This is a genomic window from Phyllobacterium sp. GQ127, assembly GCF_059758635.1.
Genome location: NZ_JCAXDZ010000005.1, coordinates 135,039 through 156,728, shown reverse-complemented (window position 1 = coordinate 156,728; position 21,690 = coordinate 135,039). Strand labels below are relative to the sequence as shown.

21 protein-coding genes and 1 pseudogene are annotated in these 21,690 nt (G+C 54.6%); 9 read left to right on the top strand and 13 right to left on the bottom strand.

Annotated elements, in window-relative coordinates; genetic code table 11:
• Positions 1–26: 26 nt before the first annotated feature.
• The 5 genes and pseudogenes from AC6CHM_RS18455 to AC6CHM_RS18435 all read left to right on the top strand — a co-directional run.
• Positions 27–710: an amino acid ABC transporter permease gene (locus tag AC6CHM_RS18455; protein WP_115053651.1), complete on the top strand. Its 684-nt coding sequence runs from the start codon at positions 27–29 to the stop codon at positions 708–710.
• A 10-nt stretch (positions 711–720) separates the two neighbouring features.
• Positions 721–1,374, top strand: coding sequence for an amino acid ABC transporter permease (locus AC6CHM_RS18450; RefSeq protein ID WP_440808867.1), 654 nt, complete (start codon positions 721–723; stop codon positions 1,372–1,374).
• Positions 1,358–2,086, top strand: a complete 729-nt coding sequence (locus AC6CHM_RS18445; RefSeq protein WP_115053649.1) for an amino acid ABC transporter ATP-binding protein — start codon at positions 1,358–1,360, stop codon at positions 2,084–2,086. Before AC6CHM_RS18450 ends, AC6CHM_RS18445 begins: the two co-directional genes overlap by 17 nt.
• A gap of 38 nt (positions 2,087–2,124) precedes the next feature.
• Positions 2,125–2,916, top strand: a complete 792-nt coding sequence (locus tag AC6CHM_RS18440) for a transporter substrate-binding domain-containing protein (protein ID WP_115053648.1) — start codon at positions 2,125–2,127, stop codon at positions 2,914–2,916.
• 295 nt (positions 2,917–3,211) lie between these two features.
• A pseudogene (locus AC6CHM_RS18435) lies at positions 3,212–4,336 on the top strand (thiamine pyrophosphate-binding protein); the annotation flags it as partial.
• Positions 4,337–4,418: 82 nt separating this feature from the next.
• Here AC6CHM_RS18435 and repC read toward each other — a convergent pair.
• The 4 genes from repC to AC6CHM_RS18415 all read right to left on the bottom strand — a co-directional run bounded on the left by repC (position 4,419) and on the right by AC6CHM_RS18415 (position 9,487).
• Complete coding sequence (gene repC, locus AC6CHM_RS18430) at positions 4,419–5,726, bottom strand: plasmid replication protein RepC (RefSeq protein ID WP_498173977.1); 1,308 nt, start codon at positions 5,724–5,726, stop codon at positions 4,419–4,421.
• Between the two features lie 255 nt (positions 5,727–5,981).
• Positions 5,982–7,049, bottom strand: a complete 1,068-nt coding sequence (gene repB, locus AC6CHM_RS18425; RefSeq protein WP_354345519.1) for a plasmid partitioning protein RepB — start codon at positions 7,047–7,049, stop codon at positions 5,982–5,984.
• Positions 7,050–7,059: 10 nt separating this feature from the next.
• On the bottom strand, positions 7,060–8,340 hold the full coding sequence (gene repA / locus AC6CHM_RS18420) for a plasmid partitioning protein RepA (RefSeq protein ID WP_370878657.1): 1,281 nt from the start codon (positions 8,338–8,340) through the stop codon (positions 7,060–7,062).
• Between the two features lie 280 nt (positions 8,341–8,620).
• Positions 8,621–9,487, bottom strand: coding sequence for a LysR family transcriptional regulator (locus AC6CHM_RS18415; protein ID WP_498173974.1), 867 nt, complete (start codon positions 9,485–9,487; stop codon positions 8,621–8,623).
• Between the two features lie 99 nt (positions 9,488–9,586).
• Here AC6CHM_RS18415 and AC6CHM_RS18410 point away from each other — a divergent pair, with 99 nt between their 5' ends.
• Positions 9,587–10,951, top strand: coding sequence for an MFS transporter (locus AC6CHM_RS18410; protein WP_498173972.1), 1,365 nt, complete (start codon positions 9,587–9,589; stop codon positions 10,949–10,951).
• Positions 10,952–11,035: 84 nt separating this feature from the next.
• On the opposite strand, the gene AC6CHM_RS18405 is transcribed toward AC6CHM_RS18410, so the two are convergent.
• The gene (locus AC6CHM_RS18405) at positions 11,036–11,878 is read right to left on the bottom strand and encodes an aldo/keto reductase (RefSeq protein WP_498173970.1); all 843 of its coding nucleotides are present in this window, start codon (positions 11,876–11,878) and stop codon (positions 11,036–11,038) included.
• Between the two features lie 157 nt (positions 11,879–12,035).
• Between AC6CHM_RS18405 and AC6CHM_RS18400 the strand changes: the two genes are divergently transcribed.
• Positions 12,036–12,521, top strand: a complete 486-nt coding sequence (locus tag AC6CHM_RS18400) for a hypothetical protein (RefSeq protein WP_307275391.1) — start codon at positions 12,036–12,038, stop codon at positions 12,519–12,521.
• 36 nt (positions 12,522–12,557) lie between these two features.
• Here AC6CHM_RS18400 and AC6CHM_RS18395 read toward each other — a convergent pair whose 3' ends face one another.
• From AC6CHM_RS18395 to AC6CHM_RS18380, 4 genes are all read right to left on the bottom strand, one after another.
• Complete coding sequence (locus tag AC6CHM_RS18395; protein WP_498173967.1) at positions 12,558–13,391, bottom strand: bifunctional allantoicase/(S)-ureidoglycine aminohydrolase; 834 nt, start codon at positions 13,389–13,391, stop codon at positions 12,558–12,560.
• A 76-nt stretch (positions 13,392–13,467) separates the two neighbouring features.
• A complete protein-coding gene (locus AC6CHM_RS18390) occupies positions 13,468–14,847 on the bottom strand; it encodes an aldehyde dehydrogenase family protein (RefSeq protein WP_498174179.1) in 1,380 nt (459 codons plus the stop codon).
• Positions 14,848–14,860: 13 nt separating this feature from the next.
• On the bottom strand, positions 14,861–16,507 hold the full coding sequence (locus AC6CHM_RS18385) for an acetolactate synthase large subunit (RefSeq protein ID WP_498173965.1): 1,647 nt from the start codon (positions 16,505–16,507) through the stop codon (positions 14,861–14,863).
• Positions 16,508–16,634: 127 nt separating this feature from the next.
• On the bottom strand, positions 16,635–16,964 hold the full coding sequence (locus tag AC6CHM_RS18380) for an SANT/Myb-like DNA-binding domain-containing protein (protein WP_336442192.1): 330 nt from the start codon (positions 16,962–16,964) through the stop codon (positions 16,635–16,637).
• A gap of 157 nt (positions 16,965–17,121) precedes the next feature.
• Here AC6CHM_RS18380 and AC6CHM_RS18375 point away from each other — a divergent pair, with 157 nt between their 5' ends.
• Complete coding sequence (locus AC6CHM_RS18375) at positions 17,122–17,580, top strand: GNAT family N-acetyltransferase (RefSeq protein ID WP_498173962.1); 459 nt, start codon at positions 17,122–17,124, stop codon at positions 17,578–17,580.
• A gap of 42 nt (positions 17,581–17,622) precedes the next feature.
• Here the strand turns inward: AC6CHM_RS18375 and AC6CHM_RS18370 are convergent, their stop codons facing one another.
• The gene (locus AC6CHM_RS18370) at positions 17,623–18,210 is read right to left on the bottom strand and encodes a YdeI/OmpD-associated family protein (RefSeq protein WP_498173960.1); all 588 of its coding nucleotides are present in this window, start codon (positions 18,208–18,210) and stop codon (positions 17,623–17,625) included.
• 28 nt (positions 18,211–18,238) lie between these two features.
• A complete protein-coding gene (locus AC6CHM_RS18365; protein WP_498173958.1) occupies positions 18,239–19,201 on the bottom strand; it encodes a DUF930 domain-containing protein in 963 nt (320 codons plus the stop codon).
• A 193-nt stretch (positions 19,202–19,394) separates the two neighbouring features.
• Here AC6CHM_RS18365 and AC6CHM_RS18360 point away from each other — a divergent pair, with 193 nt between their 5' ends.
• On the top strand, positions 19,395–20,153 hold the full coding sequence (locus AC6CHM_RS18360; protein WP_115053432.1) for an ABC transporter substrate-binding protein: 759 nt from the start codon (positions 19,395–19,397) through the stop codon (positions 20,151–20,153).
• Positions 20,154–20,207: 54 nt separating this feature from the next.
• On the opposite strand, the gene AC6CHM_RS18355 is transcribed toward AC6CHM_RS18360, so the two are convergent.
• Both AC6CHM_RS18355 and AC6CHM_RS18350 read right to left on the bottom strand, forming a co-directional pair.
• Entirely contained in the window at positions 20,208–20,762 is a 555-nt protein-coding gene (locus tag AC6CHM_RS18355; protein WP_336442204.1) for a DUF922 domain-containing Zn-dependent protease, read from the bottom strand.
• Between the two features lie 172 nt (positions 20,763–20,934).
• Positions 20,935–21,456 (bottom strand): DUF992 domain-containing protein, encoded by a 522-nt coding sequence (locus tag AC6CHM_RS18350; RefSeq protein WP_115053430.1) that lies wholly within the window; start codon positions 21,454–21,456, stop codon positions 20,935–20,937.
• Positions 21,457–21,690 lie beyond the last annotated feature (234 nt).

The window sequence follows — 21,690 nt, the reverse complement described above, 5'->3', positions numbered from 1 at the left end:
AAGCTTTCGCTTACGATAGGTAAGCCATGAATTACCAATTCGATTTCGCCGCTCTCCTGCCCTATTGGAAGGACTTCCTTGCCGGAGCGCTCACAACAGTCCAAATGACTGTCGTCGCGGTGGCGATCGGATTGGTCATAGGCGTGCTTTGCGCGGTCGCCCGGCGCAGCGCCTATGCCTGGCTTCGCCTCATTGTCGGCATCTATATCGAGGTCGTTCGCAATACGCCCTTTATCGTGCAGATATTCTTCATTTTCTTCGGCCTTTCTTCCATTGGCATAACCATGCCGGTCTTTTTTGCCGCCGTATTTGCAATGGTCATTAATGTAGGGGCGTATACGGCTGAAATTGTTCGGGCAGGCATGGAAGCTGTGCATCCAAGCCAGATCGAAGCAGCAGAGGCGCTTGGGCTTTCACGTTTCCAGATCTACCGCGACATTATCCTCATGCCAGCGATCGAGCGGGTCTATCCGGCGCTGACCAGCCAGTTCATTTTGATGATGCTTTCCACATCGATCACCTCGCAGATTTCGGCGGAGGAATTGACCGGCGTCGCCAATAATATCCAGTCCTACACCTTCCGTTCATTCGAAACCTACATCGTCATCGCTCTGCTCTATCTCGCAATCACTTATCTTTTGCGGGCTGGCTTCCATCTCATCGCGCTTGGAATTTTCCCGCGCCGCCGCCGTCTCGGCACACCCTTGTGAGGATGAGAACATGACCGGCGGTTTCACCACAAATCATCTCGTTTATCTGCTCAACGGCCTGCTTTGGACTGTCATACTTTCCGCGCTTGCCTTCCTTCTCGGCGGCGTTGCCGGGTTCTTCGTCATGCTGGCGCGCACGTCAACCCTGCGCTGGCTGCGGCGGGTTTCACTACTCTATGTCCAGTTCATTCAGGGCATGCCGCTGCTGATCCTGATGTTCGTCATTTATTTCGGCCTTGGCGTTATCGGCATCGAGGTTCCGCCGCTCGTGGCTGCCAGTCTCGGCATGATGATCTATTCCAGCGCTTATCTCGGCGAAATCTGGCGCGGTTGCGTTGAATCCGTGCCCCGCACGCAGTTTGAGGCGGCTGAATGTCTTGCCCTCACCCGCTGGCAGACCCTGAAAGACGTGATCCTGCCGCAGGCGCTGCGCATAGCGACACCGCCCACCGTTGGTTTCATGGTGCAACTTATCAAGAACACATCGCTTGCCTCGGTTGTCGGCTTCGTCGAGCTGACCCGCGCAGCGCAAGTCATCAACAATTCGCTTTTCCAGCCGTTTCTCGTCTTCGGTATCGCTGCCGCCTTTTATTTTTGCGTCTGCTACCCGCTTTCGGTCTGGAGCCGTTCGCTTGAGAGGAAATTAAATGTCGGCCGTCGTTAAGCTCAACGAAGTCATCAAACGCTTCGGCACTGTCGAGGTACTCAAGGGCGTTTCCTTCGAGATCGAAGCCGGTGAAGTCGTGGCTTTGATTGGACAATCGGGTTCGGGCAAGAGCACGGCCTTGCGTTGCATAAACAGGCTCGAAACCATTCAGGGTGGAACAATCGAGGTTTGCGGTCATCAGGTGCATTCACCCAGTCTCGATATCCGCGCGCTGCGGCAGGATGTCGGCATGGTTTTCCAAAGCTACAATCTGTTTCCACATATGAATGTTGCCGAAAATATCATGCTGGCGCTGCGGCGCGTGAAAAGCATTGGCCGCAGCGAAGCAATGGAAACCGCCAAGGCCGTGCTCTCAAAGGTTGGCCTGTTGCAGAAGATCGATGCCTATCCCGAACAATTGTCGGGGGGCCAGCAGCAGCGTGTGGCGATTGCCCGCTCGCTCGCCATGCAGCCAAAGGTCATGCTTTTCGACGAGGTAACGTCAGCGCTTGATCCGCAGCTGACCGGCGAAGTTTTGCGCGTCATGGAAGATCTCGCCAAAGGCGGCATGACCATGATCGTCGTCACCCATGAAATGGCATTTGCCCGCAAGGTCGCAAACCGCGTCATTTACATGAATACCGGGCGGGTCTGGGAAACCGGCACCGGCGAAATGCTCGTTCATCCGCAAACCCAGGAATTGAAGGATTTTCTGGCCAACGACCTGTGACAGAACCAACCTCATAATCACAAAAGGGAGAGAGAATAATGAGATTGCTTACGAAATTCGGCATTGCCGCGAGTGCGGCCCTGCTCATGCTGGCGTCAGCCGCTCATGCGGATTCGCTTGAAAACATCAAGAAAGCCGGCAAGGTGCGCATTGCTGTTGCCATGGGAATTCCGCAATATTCCTATGTCGACGAGAATTTGAAGCCGACCGGCTCGGACGTCGAAACCGCCAAGCTCATCGCCAAGGATCTCGGCGTCGATCTTGACCTGATCGAAATTACCAATGCGGCACGCGTTCCCACGATCCAGACCGGCAAGGCCGATATTCTGGTTTCGGCACTCGGCATCACAGAAGAGCGAAAAAAGGCGGTCGACTATACGGTGCCCTATGCAACGCTGAGCATCATCGTCATTGCGCCCAAGGAAATTGAAATCAAGAGCTATGCCGACCTTGCGGGCAAGAGGATTGGCGTGACCCGCGCAACGACCAATGACATGGATATCACCAAGAATGCGCCGGGCGCACAAATTGTCCGCTTCGAAGATGATGCAACACTCATTACCGCTGCAGTCACTGGGCAGCTCGACATCATTTCCAGCCAGTCGGCAGTTCTGGGCGGCATCAATGCCAAGCGCGCAGGCAAGGAACCGCTGGAAGTAAAGTTCACGCAGGCTGAAACCAATCTCGGCATAGCTTTGCCCAAGGGCGAAAAGCCATTGCAGGATTGGCTCAACACCTGGGTGAAAACCAATTTCGACAATGGCACGCTGCGCGAAGTATTCCGCAAATACCAGCACCGCGAACTGCCGGACGATCTCACATCGCGTTGATCGGAACATTCAACGGATTGAGGAATTGGGGCGCTTCGGCGCCCTTTTTCTTGCGCTATGTATTGTATTGACCACGCAAATAATTCCAGTTACTGAATCGGGTTATGAAAGCTGCAATGGTTATTCTGGTGGTGGGATCGCGCATGGGCAGGATGGTTTGACCATCCGGCATTAGCACCCATGCGCGGCGAACAAGCTCCTGACGGAGCTTTTTTTATGCCCGAAATTTAGTTCCGCCCTGCTCCGTCACAACCATCCCCTTCAATCATTGCACAAAGGAACTGCCATGAAAGGCATGTATACTAACGAACCCGCACGTCCTGAAATGACCGGAGCAGAAATTGTCCTGCAGGCGTTGCGCGACAATGGCGTTGAGCACATTTTCGGTTATCCGGGCGCCGCGGTGCTACCGATCTATGACGAGATATTCCAACAGAACGAAATAAAGCACATATTGGTTCGCCACGAACAGGGCGCGGGCCACGCCGCCGAAGGCTATGCCCGTTCCACCGGCAAAGTCGGTGTCATGCTGGTAACGTCCGGCCCCGGCGCGACGAATGCGGTGACGTCACTACAAAATGCCATGGCCGACTCCGTGCCAATCATCTGTCTGACAGGACAAGTGGCAACCGACCTGATCGGATCTGACGCTTTTCAGGAATGCGACACTGTTGGGATTACACGGCCCTGCACCAAACATAGCTGGCTGGTCAAAGATGTGAAGGAACTCGCCGCCACAATTCATAAGGCATTTCATCTGGCCCGCTCAGGCCGACCCGGTCCGGTTCTCATCGACATGCCAAAGGATATGCTTCTCCAAAGCACTTATTATGTGGCTCCTTCTGCCGACCCGCATGTCGATGATAATCCGCAACTTGCCGAAGACGACCGGCAGATAAAGGCAAACACTCCTTTGCAACGCGAGCGCGAAGAAAACACCGGGCTGCACTACGCACTCAAACGGCTTTACATGCTGACCCGCGATCATGCGCCCTATATTGCTACAGATACGAAGCGCTATCAGTTCGCTGAACACTTCAATTCGCCCCTAGTATCAAGCGGGTTCGGCACGGTCGGTTATGGCTTGCCGGCTGCAATAGGCATGCAAATCGCCCATCCTGAAAGTCTCGTCATTGATATTGCAGATGAGTCATCTGTCCAAGCGACGATGAAGGAGCTTTCCACGGCAATCCAGTATGATGCACCGATAAAGGTTTTCATATTGAACAACCCGAACTTGAGCTTAGGCGGAAAATCGCAAAAGCACGGTTCCTACTCGAACGCCCTGCCGGATTTCGTAAAGCTGGCGGAAGCTTTCGGTGCCGTCGGTATCCGATGCGACGAGCCTGACAATCTTGACCGCGCAATTGGAGAAATGCTTTCGGTGAGACGACCGGTGCTTTTTGACTGCCGGATTGCCGGCTGACCGGTTAAGTTGGCGGGGCGCATCCGCGCCCCGACGATAGCAATTCCAGATAGGATCACTGTGACCCGGCTTTTTTTCAAGCTCGTCCCTCGCCATTCAATGCCTTGATCACCGGAATGACCGAATACTGCCCAATCTCGGCCCGGTCGGTCAAAGCTCTCAAATAACCGCCGGGGGAGCGGATTTCACCCACACGTTCCAAAATGGCAGCAATCGTGATGGAAGCATTGATATCACCCATGGCGTCACGCGCCCTTTCCCAGGCATCGGGCGAAACGCCAAGCATCGAGCGGACCAATCCTGCCGTTTGCATCAGATCGCGCCAGTCCTCAATGCCGTTTCGGGCATAATCGCGAATTTGCGGACAGGCGGACAGCACAGCATCCAGCGGCATGGGGATCGATTTTGTTTCCAGCTTCGGCCAATCATCCACGGGTCCCGTGGCTTTTACAGTTCGGCGGGCGCTATCAAGCCTTTGCCGCATCTTTGTCATTGCGACTGTTCGTCCAGGCATATTGTCTGCCGGTACGGGTTCACCGTTTTGCCTCTGGCCCTTTTCTTGGGCCCTTTCAAAATTGGGGTCTATATTTGAATTCTGAATATGGCGCTCAAAAGAAGAGTCAGTGCCGCTCATTTCTTTGTCTGATAATGTATCCAGATAGGCATTTTCGACCTTCGTGCGGAGCTTTGTCAGGCTGTCACAGCGTATCTGTAGTGTCTCGAGCGGCAAATGCCTGCTTACCCGTCCGGACAAAGCTGCAAGCTCATCCGCATATCCCATCCAGTCGCCTGCCCGCTCCTCGCCAAGACCCGCATGGATCGTTTTGGAGATATCTCGCAGATGAATGGTGATCTCGCTACGAACGCGGTGGATTGCCCGCGCCAGATCGCGTGCCTGAACCGCATGGGCTTCGATTTCGTCGGCACGCAGCGCCAAAGGTGACAGATCAAAGCCAAACGCGTGCTCGATCTCGCCGGTTTCGCCACGCCGGGCATAACGTTTGCCGTTTGGGCTATCGCGGCGGATAATCAGTCCCGTCTCGACCAATGCCGCCAGATGCCGGCGAATTGTCGCGGAAGACATGCCGCGTGTGCGTAGCGACAGCTCTGCATTGGACGGAAAGACGATCAATGGCGCTGCGCCATCAAGCATGGTTTCCGGGTAGAAACTGAGCAGCGCTTCCAGAACGGCAATCGTACGGTCTGAAAGGAAAAACGCTGCGCGCGCCTCGGTTAATGAGCGTAAAAGCGCCCATTTTTCCGGCTGACTTCCGCCGGTTTCGTTCAGTTTTTCTCTCGCTCGCGCTGTCTTTTCCTGCACTGCAAAAATGGCGTGCGACAGCGATCGTCCGCCAAATGGCGACGTTGCAAAACGATCGGTCATGTTTCTTCACCTCAATTTGAGGCAATGAAAAGGTATGCCGGAACGCGTCCGACTCTTGACAAGTCAGGGTGGAAGTGATTCTCTAAAATTGCTACATTGAAGAGGGCTTCCGGGGCGGTGACGTTCTGGGGGCCTTTTTTCTTGCCGTTGCTTCCTTCTCTTTCAGTCCCTTTGTACGGCTCCTGACGAACCGGCTTGTACTAACACTTACACACACACTATCCGGCTTTTTGACCCCGTGGATAAGTCACCACGTTATTTGTCATTCGTCCGGCTGTTGTAACGGGCGAGCAATGCTTCAAGCTCTTCCGTTACAAATGCCGCAAACCCTTGCGGTATATGGTCGGCGAAGGTCAGGACCTGCCTGCCTCCACTTGAATCCAAAAGTGCAATTTTCTTGGCACCCGTGTTTATTTTGTCCACGCTCGGCGCAGCATTGCGCGGAGCCAGCACGACCGGCTCAACACGCTTGAGCAACCGCTCGAAAATACGATTGAACCGTGTATTGCTGTCTGCGATTCCAAAAGGCTCGAGCGTAATTTCGTTCAGCGCAGCAGCCTGTGCTTCACTGGATTTGAGCAATTCTGCAAACCTGACCCAGCGTGGACGGCCAATCTTCGGGGCCGGGCCAATTGCCCGCACGATCGGATAAGGCACTGCGGCCGCAACCTGCAGAAAGCGGGTCATTTCAGCCTTGTCGATCGACAGGGCGTCTTGAACAAGCCCGCGCTCAAAGCCGCGCTCAACAAGATTTCGCGCAAAGAAGGCACGCTCGATAAAGGAAAGATCGCGGCGCTCGGTATTTTCCTTGCCCTGAGCCAATACCAGCTGGACATCGCTGAGTTCGCGCACAATGGCATGGACCGGCTTGCCAATGCGCTGGGCAGCACGCAGGCGGCGATGCCCATAGGCGGTCTGATAATGCCCCGGCTTATCCGGATGCGGTCGCACAAGAACCGGCACCTGCTGGCCATTCTGGCGGATGCTTTCAACGAGATTTTCGAAATCTTCGTCGAGCCCTGCCGCATGGCTGAGCCGGTCTTCGACAAAAGAGGTTTCGACCAGCGCAGGATCAAGTTCAACCACGCGCTCGACGCCTTCGAGACTTTCCTTCAAGCGGCGCGCATCTTCGATTTCACGGGACATGCCGCCGAGCGAAAGCCCCATAGCCTTAACCGCGCCCGATGCAGCACGAGGCTTGAGCGCTTCATTGCCGATCAGCGGCTGCGCTATAGGCTCAACGGGTTTCTGTTCCGGTACGGGAATGTTTTCCACCGTTCCGAACAATGCCTTGAGCTGATCCCTGCGATTATTGCCTGTCATCATCGCGCCCTCATACCGGCCTCTTCCAGGCCTTGTAGATCAAGCCCTGGATTTCGGAGTTGACGGAAGTCAGCGATTCAATTGCGCGGTCATAGGTTGCGCGGGTGAAGCTGTCGCGGGATACTTCGTAGAGCGTCTGCTTGGTAAGACCTGCATCGGAAAACGCAGTGGACTTGACCACCGATGAGGTGAGCACGCGGTCCCCGAACAGCGAACGCAGGAAACCGGCAATCTGCTGCTGCGGCGCATCATTTGGCTCAAAGCGCGTAATCAGATAGCGCATGAAATCGAAATTAAGCTCGCCGCCAGCCTCTCGCACGACCGCAAGCAAATCCGCTGTCATGAACAGGAACTGGCTCATGGAGGCGACATCCAGCATTTGCGGATGAACGGTAACAAGCACTGACGTTGCAGCGCAAAGCGCCGATAGCGTCAGAAAACCAAGTTGCGGCGGACAGTCTATGACCACAACGTCATAATCGTCTGACACTGTATCAAGCGCTGCCTGAACACGGGCAAAGAACAATTGCTGCTCGACAGTTTGGGCAGCGCCGTGTTGGCGGTCGGCAAGCATTTGCGGCGTGGTGTGTTCAAATTCCTGCAATTCCAGATTGCCCGGAATGAGATCAAGCCCATCAAAATAGGTCTTGCAAATAATATCGCGCAGCGGACGGCGCTCGCCATCATAGCGGATTGCTCCGTAGAGCGTATCATTGCCGGTCAGATCCAGCTCCGGTTGATAACCGAACAATGCAGACATTGATGCCTGCGGATCAAGATCGACGGCAAGCACACGGAAACCGGACATTGCCAGATGCTGCGCCAGATGGGCACTGGTCGTGGTCTTGCCGGAACCGCCCTTGAAATTGGTAACGGCAATGACCTGCATGTGCTCGTTGGCGGCAGGATCGCGATGCGGCAGATAGGTTTTTGCCTTGGCGCCCCCGGCTTCGGACAGATGGCGGCGCAATGCATTGATCTCGGCAAGCGTATAGAGCCTGCGGCCGCCGCTGCCCGTCTCCGGTTGCGGCCCTTCACCTGCAATTGAAAGCTGGCGCAGATACCCATCCGATACGCCGATGAGCTTTGCCGCCTCGCCGCTGGTGAACTTGCGCAATGTCTTCATGGCTGTCGGCGGAAAGAGCCGGTTGCGCATTGCTTGAAGCTGCGCCGAAAGCATTTCCGCATCGGCGGCGATTGCCCTGTCGGCTGGCAGAACAACAGGCAAAGAAGCATCGCCCACCAAGGATGGGTCGGGTTGATTTGCCTGTGCTGCATGCATCATAGTCAAGGTAATATCCTGTACGTCCGTTCGGTCATTCCCGGCGCAAGCAGAACATGCGCCGATTCGACATAAAAACCAAAGGGGTAACGCCAGATAGAGATATAACGTTGTAAGCCAGCACTAACACCGCATGAGCTTGGTAACGTTTAATTTGCCGCAAACCCCTCAAAACCGTAACTAGGGTGCTAAAATATCCGAGTCGCGTCAACAACTTTATAGTTAACGCAAATTAACCAATAAGGCATCCTGAGCTGTGGATTGTGGTCCAACGCGCCAACGCGCTTTCTCACACAGAAAAGCCGCCATGCTGGGTGATGAGTGCGACAACGAAATCCATCACGGCCCGAACGGACGGTGCCTTGCGTAAGTCCCGATGGACAAGAAGCCAAATGTCCCGACAGAAGGGCGGAACGTCCTCTGCGATACGCACGAGGTCCGGGTCTGCATCACCCAAAAAACAAGGCAGTCCGGCAACGCCGGCGCCCGTGCGCGCAGCGATAAGATGCCCGCCAATATCGTTCAATTCGCATGCAACCGGCCGTGCACCAGCAATGCCGAGCAGCCATTTTTGCTGCGGCATATCCCCAAAGCTTTCGTTAAAAGCGATGAACTGCCATCGATCGGGCTCGTCGCGATGCACATAATCGCGGCTGGCGTAAAGACCGAATGCCATGACCCCAAGTTTTCGCGCAACGCTTCCGGTCTCATCGGGCCGTACCAGGCGGAGAGCCACATCCGCCTCCCGGCGGCTGAGCGACACTTGCTGCGCCTGAGCAGCGAGAGAAAGACGGATATCCGGATAGAGTGATCGGAAGTGCGCGAGATGCTGCGTCAGAAGATGCATCGTCAGCACGGGCGGAGCGCTAAGTGTGACCTTGCCGACGAGCGGCCTATGCGCTGCCTGAGCAATCCGGGCAATTCCATCCGCCGCATTTTCCATCGCGACGGATTGATCGAACACCTGTTGGCCGATGGCAGTCAAGCGGCAGAATCGCGGCAGTCTCTCAACCAGCGCTACGTCCAGTTCCGCTTCAAGCGCCGTAAGTCGGCGACTGACTGTCGCGTGGTCCACCTTCAAGGCGCGCGCCGCACCGGACAGGGTGCCACTGCGCGCCACAGCGATGAAATGACGAAGATTTTCCCAATCGGCCATCTGTGCGATTTCTCAATAATCACTGGCACATATACCGAATTACCGCACAGAAGTCATTGCCGTAATTTGGAGACAAATTATCATTGCAGGATTGTCTCCATGTCCGCTTCTCACCCCGTTTATCCGCGTATCACGCTCACCGCCGCTTCTCTCGGCTTCGTGATCGTGCTTCTGGACGTCAGCGTTGTGAATGTCGCACTCGATGCTTTGCGCATGAGTTTCTCCACCAATGTGGCTGGGCTCCAATGGGTGGTAAACGCCTATACACTCATCTTCGCGGCGCTGCTGCTCATGGCGGGCGCATTGGGCGACCGCTTTGGTGCGCGCGCTGTCTTCATAGCGGGTCTCATTCTTTTCACCCTCGCCTCCCTTGGCTGCGGCGTAGCGCAAACGTTAACGGCACTTGTTGCAGCACGGTTTGCACAAGGCATCGGCGCGGCGTTGTTGGTTCCAAATTCGTTGGCGCTGCTCAGCCAGGCATTCCCGGACAAGGAACAGCGCAGCCGGGCTGTCGGCTGGTGGGGGGCAGCGGGAGGCGTCGCACTGGCGGCCGGACCCGTGGTCGGTGGCTTTCTGGTAACGCAAGTTGGCTGGCGCGGCATTTTCCTGATCAATATTCCGATCGGGCTGATTGGTCTGGCCTTGACCCTCGGCTACTCGAAGCCAAGCCCCAGAAATGACCACCGCTCACTTGATCTGCCTGGGCAGGCGGCGGCTATCCTTGCGCTTGTAGCGCTGGCAACGACGCTGACGGATGCGGGGCAATTGGGCTGGACACATCCGCGGATTATTGTGGCCATGCTCGTAACCGTTCTTTCCGCCATCGGCTTCATTCTGATTGAGGTTCGAAGCCGCGCACCGATGCTGCCGCTGTCATTATTCTCTAATTCCGCATTGACAATCGCGGCGGTCACCGGCGTCATCATCAACTTCGCTTATTACGGCCTGATCTTCGTCTTCAGCCTGTTTTTCCAGCTGGAGCAGCATCTTTCAGCTCAGGAAACCGGCATGGCGTTCCTGCCAATGACCGTCATTCTGATGGTCACAAACATTATAGCAAGCCGGTTGATCACCCGCCTCGGCGCGCGCAGGCTGATAGTGTTTGGTCTTGTTCTGGCGGCGGCCGGGTATCTTCTGCTGCTTCCGATCAGCGTCGAAGGCTCTTACTGGCAGTTGGCGGCACCAATGCTGATGGCGGCGAGCGGCATCGCGCTGGTTGTTCCGACGATCACCAACGTCACTCTCTCGTCTGTCGATCAGTCACGGGCCGGGATTGCATCGGGCGTTCTCAACACGGCGCGGCAGATGGGCGGCATGCTCGGCGTTGCGACGTGCGGTTATCTGGTGCGGGACACCGCACCAGTCGCGTTCATACAAGGTATGCATCTCTCGCTCATGGTCGCCGTGGTGCTCCTGTTTCTCGGTGCCGCACTCTCGCTTTTCTGTCTCAGCCGGGAGACTTGAGACGAACACAAGCATTTACACGCTAAGGAAGTCTTGGGGCGTCATCATTCAGGGAATGGGGTACGCCCTATACTGATTTTGCAATTACAGCATGTCCAGTGGTTGTTTTCGATTGGGTCGTTTGAACGCTTGATCCAAAGTTTGCAGCTGCGCGGGCGTTAACGTGATATCCGCGGCTTTTCTGTTGCTGCGAATATGGTCCGGGTTGCTAGACTTTGGAATGGCGATGACGCCATCCTGGTTCAGGACCCATGCCAGCGCAACAACAGCCGCAGTTGTCTCCAACTCGCGCGCTATTCCCGTCAGGGCAGGATGGCTCAGCAGTCTTCCCTGCTCGATCGGTGAATAGGCCATGATCGGAATATTTCGCGATTGGCACCACGGCATTAATCCAACCTCGGGGCCACGCCGTTTCAAATTGAAAAGAATCTGATTTACCGAAACGGCGGTGCCGCCCGCAATCGCCTCCAGCTCCTCCATATCGTCCACGTCAAAATTGCTTACGCCCCAACTGCGGATTTTGCCGGATTCCATCAAGGTTTCAAAAGCGGCAACAGTCTCCTCTAACGCATATCCCCCTCGCCAATGCAGAAGGTAGAGATCGATGAACGCCGTCTGCAACCGGTGCAAACTTTGCTCGCAAGCGGTGATAGTACCTTTTCTTGACGCATTGGATGGAAGAACCTTGCTAACGACGAAGACCTTGTCGCGCTGGCCCTTTATGGCCTGTGCCACAACTTCTTCCGCGCCGCCGCCTGCGTACATTTCTGCCGTGTCGACCAGGCTCATTCCAAGATCAATCCCGAGCTTCAACGCATCAGCTTCAGCACTACGTTTTCGGGCGTCATCCCCCATATACCAAGTACCTTGCCCAAGTATCGGGACATTGTATCCGGAGGGGAGTTTTATGGTCGGTATTTCAGCCATGACGCGTCATTTCAACATATTAATGAATTTGTCGCAAACCCTGTATACAGGTCGAGGAGTTCTTGAGCTGGAACGAATAAGGCCATAGAGATGAATTCGGGTGCACCGCGCGGAACATTCCTGCGCGCTACCAGTTCATGAGCATGGAGGAACTACGATGTTCATAAAATCTCTCACGGTCGTTACACTTATTGGGCTGTCCGGCATTGTCCTGTCCGGCTGCGTCGCCGATGATGGCGGCGATGGCTATTATGGCGGATCGGGAGGTTATATCTCCAGCTACCCGGACAATGGATATTACGGCAGGGACCGCTATGACCGCCGTGACAGATATTGGCGTGAAAGCAGGCGCGATCGCGACTGGAGAGATCGCCCCCGAAGGGACTGGGACGACAGAGGCGATCGCCCTCACCGAGGCGACAGACCTGATCGGCCAGATTGGAACGACAATAATAATCCAAGGCCACGCCCGCCAGTCGTAGAGCGACCAGATCGGCCCGAGCCAAGCAGACCGGATCGCCGGGAGCGCACAAAAGAGCGCAGCCTGTCTTCTGATGCCGAAAAATCTATCCAGGAACGGCAGGGTGTGGGCGGAACAAGGCCCATTTTGCCGCGTATGCCGGGAACGTCCGACCGGAACTAGGTCTCTTCAAGACAATGCTTGAGGCTCTGTTGAAAATCAGAGCCTTGAGCCACCAAGCTTCATATGTCTGTTGACGTCCTTATAAAGCAGATAGCGAAACGGCTCCGGACCACCCGCGTAGCAAGCTTGCGGGCAGAAGGCCCGCAGCCACATGAAATCGCCAGCCTCGACCTCCACCCAATCCTGATTGAGGCGATAAACCGCCTTGCCTTGGAGGACGTAAAGCCCGTGTTCCATGACATGCGTCTCGGCAAAGGGAATGACAGCTCCCGGTTGCAACGTGACGATAGTGACATGCATGTCGTGACGCATGTCCGAAGGATCGACGAAGCGCGTCGTGGCCCATCGTCCGCCCGTGTCGGGCATGACAGTCGGGGCTATGTCATTTTCATTCAGGAGAAGCGGCGGTGGTGTTTCAATGCCATCTACCGCTTCATAGGCTTTGCGCACCCAATGGAACCGAACATGCGCGTTGGATATGTTCAACGCCTGCCAATTTGTCGAAGGTGGAATGAAGGCATAGCCGCCGGGCTGCAGGATGTGCTCCTTGCCCGCAATTGTAAGCTGCAATTCCCCCTCCGCGACAAAGAGAACGCCTTCGGCTTGCGGATCGATTTCGGGACGCATGCTGCCACCCCCGGGTGCCACTTCCATTATGTATTGTGAAAAAGTTTCCGCAAAACCGGATAGCGGCCTGGCGATGATCCAGCAGCGCGTTTTTTCCCAAAATGGCAGATAGCTTGTAACAATATCCTGCATGACCCCTTTCGGGAGCACCGCATAGGCCGTGGTGAACACGGCACGCCCCGTGAGAAGCTGGCTTTGCGCAGGATGCCCGCCTTGTGGCGCATAATATGGATTTTGGGACATGGTGGACTCCTGAGTCTGGTAAGAAACTTTGTGCTCAATTTTGCCACAGGACTTCGCATGTCAAGCGCGAATGCCCTTAGCTTACATGGTTGAACACAATCATTTTGTCGTCCGCCATTTCTTCCATCGTCCAAGGTATGCCGCCAACACCATAGCCTGACTGACGACGGCCGGTGAAAGGCATCCAATCGGTCCGGAATGCCGTATGGTCGTTAACAAGGACAGCGGATGCATCAAGATGTCTGGCAACTTTCAACGCAACCGCTATATCTGATGCGAAGACGCTTGCCTGAAAGGCAAAAGGCAGTGAATTGGCGATATTGATGGCTGCATCAAGATCGCTATATCCGTAGACGCACGTCAAAGGTCCGAATACTTCGAGCCTGGATACTTTTGTTTCGGCGCCTGGATTAAGAAGAATGGACGGGCGCAAAGTTGTTTCAGACAGACGTCCGCCACCGATTTGTGTTGCCCCCTGCTCCGTCGCTTCCTTGATCCAGGCTTCCACGCGATCTGCCTCCCTGGGCAAAATCAATGGGCCGACTTCCGTATCCTTCAGAACAGGATCACCCACACGCAAAGCGGTAACTTTGGCAGCGAAAGCCTCGGTAAAACTGGCCAATATGTCTTCATGCACAAATAGCCGCTGCGACGAAACGCAGACCTGCCCGGCATGGTAATAGCCGCCTTTGACAACGCTGGCGGCGACCCTGTCCACGTCCACACCGCGGTCAATAATAACGGGCGCGGCACCGCCATGTTCGAGTGCACAACGCGTGCCAGACGGCAGCTTGCTTTTCAGATACCAGCCGATCTTGGCCGAGCCAATGAAACTCAGGAAGGCAATGCGTGGGTCTGTCGCCAATTGCTCTGCCAGCGCATTATCATCTGTAAGGAAAGTCTGGCACCACTGTTCGTCGAGCCCGGCTTCCCGGAAAAGCTTGACCAGTTCGATACAGGAGATCGGCGTCGTGGAAGCGGGCTTGATGATGACCGGGCAACCAACAGCAATCGCCGGTGCAATCTGATGAACGATCAGATTAAGCGGATGGTTGAAAGCCGATATAGCCGCAACCACGCCGATTGGCTCCTTGGTTGTGAACGCCCATCTATTGGCACTCGCGGCAGTAAGCCCCATCGGGATTTCCTTGCCGCCGAAATTGCGCAATTCATCTGCTGCATTGAGAATGCCATCTATTGCCCGTGTCACTTCAATGATGGCGTCCGGCAATGGCTTGCCGCCCTCACGCGCGATAATTAAGGCAAAACGGTCACGATTCGCCTCAAGCAGCGCCGAGGTTTTGCGCAAAACAGCCATCCGCTCATGGGTTGGCAGCCAACCGGCCTTGTCAGCAAAAGCTTGCGCAGCCATCTGCAACTTGTGCTCCAGGGCCTTGCCGTCGTCGGTTGGAATCTCCTGAATGATTGCGCGGTCAAACGCCTGATATACTTTCATTGCAAGCGTCACTTCATGACTCCAATATCGCTGGAAGCCGCTCACGCAACTCCTTCACCAGAACACGCTCGTTTTCCGAATAATCGATCGGCACATTGACCAGATGCACGCCACCTTCAGCAAAAGCCGTCGCTATCACCTGTTTGAACTGCCCGATTTCCGTGACCCGCGTTCCCTGGGCTCCATATGACTGCGCATATTTAACAAAGTCCGGATTGCCAAACGTCATTCCGAAATCTGGAAATTCATCCACAGCCTGTTTCCAGCGTATCATCCCATAAGCGCCGTCCTCAATGACGAGCACAACCAGATTGAGCTTCATGCGAACTGCAGTTTCAAGCTCCTGGCTGTTCATCATGAATCCGCCGTCCCCGCAAACAGCCATGACGCGGCGTTCGGGATAAAGCATTGCTGCCGTCATGGCCGAGGGCAATCCGGCACCCATTGTCGCCAAAGCATTATCGAGAAGCAGCGTATTGGCCATTCTGGTTCGGTAATTTCTTGCAAACCAGATCTTGTACATACCATTGTCGAGCGCGAGGATACCGTCATGCGGCATCGCTTCGCGAACATCATGGACAAGCCGCTGCGGGGTAAACCGGTCCTCGGTGGCGCGTGCCGCAATCCGGCTTAAAATGCCCTCCCTCAAATGCAGCAGGGCCTGGGCATTGGGGAGTTTTCCTTCGATGCGATCCGCCAATGCTTTGAGCGATGGACCAATATCACCGATGACTTCCGATTGCGGGAAATAGACTTGCTCAACTGTTGCTGGCAGATATCCCACATGGACGACATCCGGGCCCTCCGCCCCCATGATGAAAGGCGGCTTTTCAATCGTATCATGCCCAATGGTAACGATCAGATCGGCCTGCTCGATAGCCTCATGCACATAATCGCGCTCTGAGAGCGCCGCCGTTCCCATGTATAATTCAGTGCCGCCGGGAACCGTGCCCTTTCCCATCTGCGTTGTGAAAAACGGGATTTGGGTACGAAGCACGAATTGCGCAATATCTGACGTGGACCGTGGACGCGATGCGGCTGCGCCGAACATCAACAAAGGACGCTTCGCCGCCATGATGATCGAGGCAGCGCGTTCAAGAGACAAATCGCTGGCTGTTGGCAGTTCGACCGCATGGGGCGCAATCAGCGGAACCGGCTGACACTCCTCCGCCGCAATATCTTCCGGCAGTTCCAGATGCACTGGCCCCGGCCGCTCCTCCTGCGCAATCCTGAAAGCCTCGCGCACAGTGGTTGGAATCATCTGCGGAGACACGATTTGCCGCGACAGCTTGGTCAAGGGCTTCATTGACGCCACCACATCAACCACCTGAAACCGCGCCTGCCTGGAAGATAATATTCCCTTTTGGCCGGTAATCATGATCATGGGCATTGCGCCGAGCAGCGCATAGGCCGCCCCTGTCGAAAGATTCAACGCGCCCGGGCCCAATGTCGTCAGGCAGACGCCCGGCTTGCCCGTCAAGCGCCCATAGGTCGCCGCCATGAATGCCGCCGCCTGCTCGTGCCTGGTCAGAACTAGCTGGATGGAAGATTTTCGGATTGACTCGACAACATCAAGGTTCTCTTCACCCGGTATGCCAAAGATACGGTCAACGCCTTCGTTCTCAAGCGCTGCAACAAGTAGATCGGAACCTTTTGTCATGGATTTATGCTCGGCTGTTGACTGGAGCTATCGAGGGGACCCTCGAAAGTTGCGACTATGTGCAAGATAAGCCGTTTTCCCTGCCTGTCCACCCAAACGGTTCATCAACCAATAGTGATCTCAGGCGTTAAGCCCGGCCACCAATGAGCTGTTTTTGGCCACGGCGGTGAATGCCGTGTTTGTTCGCCATGCTTTGCAACATTTTCTCGGTCGCAAACGGAAATTCGCGGCGCAGTTCCATCCATGACAAACGCGGAAACAGATCGGACAGACGGATGATTTCCTGCATTGTCCAATTGTGTTTGCTGGGCGAAAGATTAAGCCTGCGACATTGCCCGCGAATGGCCGCAGGGCTGCGCGCGGGCAGCATTTCTGCAAGTCTGGCATAGTTTGGATAGAACTTGCGGACAATGGACATTTCTTTTTCAGTCCATGGTCCCGTTTGGTATGTCGACATGACAATTGGCTTTCGGAGCGAATGCGCCTTCTGTATGAGAAGCTGAAGTCAATGATTTATGGGGCTTCCGCTGAAGCAATCAATTGCAACTAGTTGTGAGGAAGCACCAATTTGGCGGAATCCTGGCCGACTTAACTGATAAACTGGAGATGTTTCCATGCCAGCACTCATATTTCGCAAAGCGGTGCAAACGGACTTACGCACCTTGATTCTTCTGCTGGCCGATGACGAACTCGGACAAAATCGTGAAACGGTATCGGACCCCATAGCTGATTGCTATATTCGGGCTTTAAAGGCTATCGAAGAAGACCAGAACCAACTTTTGGTTGCCGTCGTAGAAGATGACCAAATCATCGGCTGCATGCAGCTTTCCTATATACCTGGACTTTCACGCAGCGGGATGTGGCGCGGCCAGATCGAAAGCGTGAGAATCGCGCCAAGCCATCGGGGTCGAGGCATCGGTCACCGCATGATCGAATGGGCAATTGAAAATTTCAGAGAGCGCGGATGCGGGCTCGTTCAATTGACATCGGATAAAACGCGGCCGGATGCGCTGAGATTCTATAGCTCGCTTGGATTCGCGCCAACACATGAAGGTTTCAAGCTTTCGCTTTGACGATCCATTCAGGATAAGTTGCTACGTTTTCCCCGAATTGCTTTAATCGTCCAAACCTTTGCCCTCAAGAATTTTTGGCATTGCCTTTTCAATTCTGGCCTCGCGGGTTTTGGATTGTTTTGCCGATGAGAAATGGAGAAGATATCCTCTCTGTCTCCCCGGTGTCAGCGCCTCAAAAGCCGTTTTCAAGGCAGGCATATTATCGAGTTTGATCTGGAATTCTTCAGGAACAGCGAACTCTTTCGTCTTTTTAAAATCGACCTTCAAACCCGCCTTCTGGACCTCAATAGCCTCCTGAATATAATCTTTGAGGACGTCTCTCATCCCCGTTATTTCCGACAGGCTGGTAAACCGGACCTGGCGCGCGGACTGCACATTTTCAGTTTGCCGGATCAGAATATTCTTGTCGTCTTTCAACAGGGCGCCTTGGATAAACAACATTGCGCAATAGGCCTTAAACCCATGAATAAGAACGATATTGCTGTTTTGAAACGTATAGCATGGAACACCCCATTTCAGCTCTTCGGTCAGTTCGCATTCCAATGCAATGGACCTAAGCTCCGCGAACTCCTCTTGCCAATTTGTCTCCCTGTTCAAAACAGCGTCGACCTTCGTATTACTCTTTGTCATGCTGCGCCTCCCAAACAATTTCACTTCACTAATCTATCAACAGCCCTCGGCCATTCCACTCGCTTCTGGGAATACTGCCTCCAACCGCAAAGCTGAACGAGACAACCTTGCTCCTGCTATTGTCAACCGTGCACTGGAAGTTGATGTTGTACCAATCCCCCTTGCTGCGAAATGCACCCCCTCTCGCATCCAATGCGTATTCCGAAATTCGCCCGCCTGAGCGACCGAATGGCACAAGCAGATCCGGGAAAGAGCCCGGTCTTTGACGTCGCACTTGCTCCAAAGCCTCGATTGTGCAGAGCTGCATGATACGATCTCTGGCCGACATTTTACGCGCCGATTGCCTCACCCGAAAGCTCGAGAGCGACTCTTGCGAGAAAAGCTCCTTGGCGGGAGTGGGATTTGCCGTCTCTTTTGCCTTGGGTTTTGCAGGCTCGGCAGCGGCCTTTTTCGGTTCCGGTTGCGGCTTGGCCTCAGACGCGGGTTTCATCCCGTCTGGTGCTTTTTCCTGCTCCTGCAGCTTTTCCGTTTCTGCGGGTTTTTCCGGCTCCGGCTTTTCCTCGGTCTTGTCTGATTGCGATGTCTCTGGAGCAGTCACCGGTGGCAATTCTTTTTCTTCTGTCCTCTGCTCGGTTTTTGCAGTGGCAGCCGCGAATGCAGGACTGCCTGCTGCGGGTGGCGGCGCAGGCGCTGGCTGGGGCTTGGGCTGCGTTTTTTCTGCCGGTTCAGGTGAAGGGGCTGGAGAAGGCAGCGGAACGAGCTTAACATCAATCGTTTCCTTTGGTGCCGGCGTTATTTCAAATGAAAGCCCGGTCCATAGCAACAAACCTATCAACAGATGCAAGGCGAGTGAGAACGGCAGCCCGAAACTTAGTCTTTTCCAGGGTTTTGCAGCATATTCGAACATGCCTGAAAGATAAGCGATCACACGGACAAACCCATATTTGCGGTCAGCTTTCAACTCATCGGGCTGTTTGGGCGAATTGGACATGCCAAGACAGATTTCGCAAACCGCATAAGCACTTGCTACCAAGCTTCGGATTTACCTTCTCGCTTGATTTATAACAAGGGATCAAAGCGGTTTTCGATTTTAGGTGTAAATTGCAGAAAGCGCTTTCTAATCGTTGTGATTGCATTACTTTGATCTTGCGGAGTTGAACCTTCGCCAAATCAGAGGATGGAACATGAAGAAACTGCTTTTATTCAGTGCCGCTGTCATCGTGGCATTAACGTCGGCTGCAGGCGCTCAAGAAGCCACCATACGCATAGCTACCGAAGGCGCCTACCCACCGTTCAATACTTTGAACGCGGACGGCACGCTGGCAGGGCTGGATGTCGATATGGCGAATGCGCTGTGCGAAGAAATGAAAGCAAAATGCACAATCGTTGCGCAGGATTGGGACGGCATTATTCCGGGGCTAATGGCTAAAAAATATGATGCCATCATCGCATCAATGAGCATTACGGAAGACCGTAAAAAACAGATCGATTTCACCAACAAATATTACACCACACCGCTGGCCGTTGCCGTTCCAAACGACAGCACCCTGGCGGGCGTCGCTATCGCCGACCTGAAAGACAAGACTGTTGGCGCACAGGCTGGTACGACCCAGGCGATCTACGCCACTGATGTTTACGGCAAGGCCGGTGTGGATGTGAAGCTCTATCCCACGCAGGATGAGGCGGCGGCAGATATGACAAATGGTCGTATCGATGCGCTGATCTCAGACAAATTCGTTGTCGTGGATTGGCTCAATAATGCCGGAAAAGATTGCTGCAAGATGCTAGGTGACGTTCCCGGAACCGAGACCGAAGCAGGCATCGGTATCCGCAAGGGTGACGACGCGCTGAGGGAGAAATTCAACAAGGCGATCGATGCCATCGTGGCAAACGGAACGCATAAGAAAATAGTTGCCAAATATTTCCCCTTCGACATTTACTAAAAGACAAGAGCCATCCGCCCGAAAGCGGGTGGCTCTTTCCCCCAGTCAGCGGGATCAGGGTCCGTTGACCAGCTTGAGAATAAGCTGCTGGATATTGCCTCCATCACTCATTTCATCACGGTCAAAATCGCGGCTTTTCTGGCGCTGGGCTATTGAAAGAGCGGAAAGCCGAGGCTGCATTTCCAACCGGATTTTTTGGCAATCAGGGTCGTCGGGAACGGACAGGCCAATTGTCGATGCCTCTATCGCGCGCACCATTTCCTTGATCTGCTCGCCATGCACGAGTTCATGATTTCTGACGCCCGTGATGAATGCGTTCCAGCTTTTTTCCACCGCATCCGGCAAGCGATCTGAAGGCTTTGGTAGCGTATAGGTGATTATCAGCTTGGGCCGGGCCGAGACGAGTTTGCAAGCATTGTCAGCCTGCCGCTCATATTTCCTGGTCCATGTCAGCTTGAAATTGGTATGCGCAATGGTGCGGACTCTGCCGCCCAGTTGCGGGCCTCTCTCGCCGATGGAGGCATAGAGCGATGCGCCGGACTTTCCCGCGATTGCATAGGGCTGGACAGTTTCGGTTGCGGTCCATTCAGTCGCTGCCGCTCCCGGCATCAAACCCAGGAGACATGATAGCAAGAAAGAAAATGAGATAGGTCGTTTCAATCTGGCCTCGCTGATGCTGCAAACGATGTCCCGCAACGAGCTGGAACATGTTCACAGTTGTAACGATTCGACCAGTGCCGAATGTGTGCCCCGCCCGCCTTTGCGGACGGGGCACATGCAATTAGTTGACAGATGTCAGCGTCATTGATGTTCCGGTAGCTGCGACATTGAGACCGAGCTGGCCGGTCACGCTTACTGCCTGAAGATGAATGGAACCCGATGTCCCGCCAAACAGGACATTCGTACCAATACCGGCACCGACCGTGGCTTCAGCAGTCGCACCGCGATACAGGCCGCTCAAAGAACCGTGATGATAGCCTGCAGTTGGTGCAAACACTGCCCAAATCAGACGGCTGCGGGTGGTAAAACCAAGGTCAACACCCAGCTTCTTGATGGCGCCCGAGTAATTGTCGATACGCTCTCCGCCCATTGTGGACCGGAACGAACACTCAACTTCCTTGGCTGAACCAAGCACATAACCGACGCCGCCGCCGATTGAGCAATCGAGATAGCCGATCTTTACGCCATTGCGCACATCTTGCTCTTCATATGTTGGCAATTGCATATCGGCCGCTTTGGCGATTGTTGTTCCGGCTATTGCCAGCGACCCTACGGCAAGCGCCATTGTAAGAGTCTTGTTCATGCTTCTCTCCTTACTTATTTATTTCGCGCAATTCCGGAAAACCGCTGCACGCTTTTCCGGAGTTGCTCTAAATCCTGACCGGCACACCATGCCGGATTGTCCCGTCCGCAAACTCGGCGATAGAACGTTGGTCCAACGATTCCAGTCCGGAAAGGTTGCAACGAAACGTATCCATACGTGAAGGCGCGATAACAGACGGCCCACAGTTCAACGGCCATTAGGACATTTTAAAGG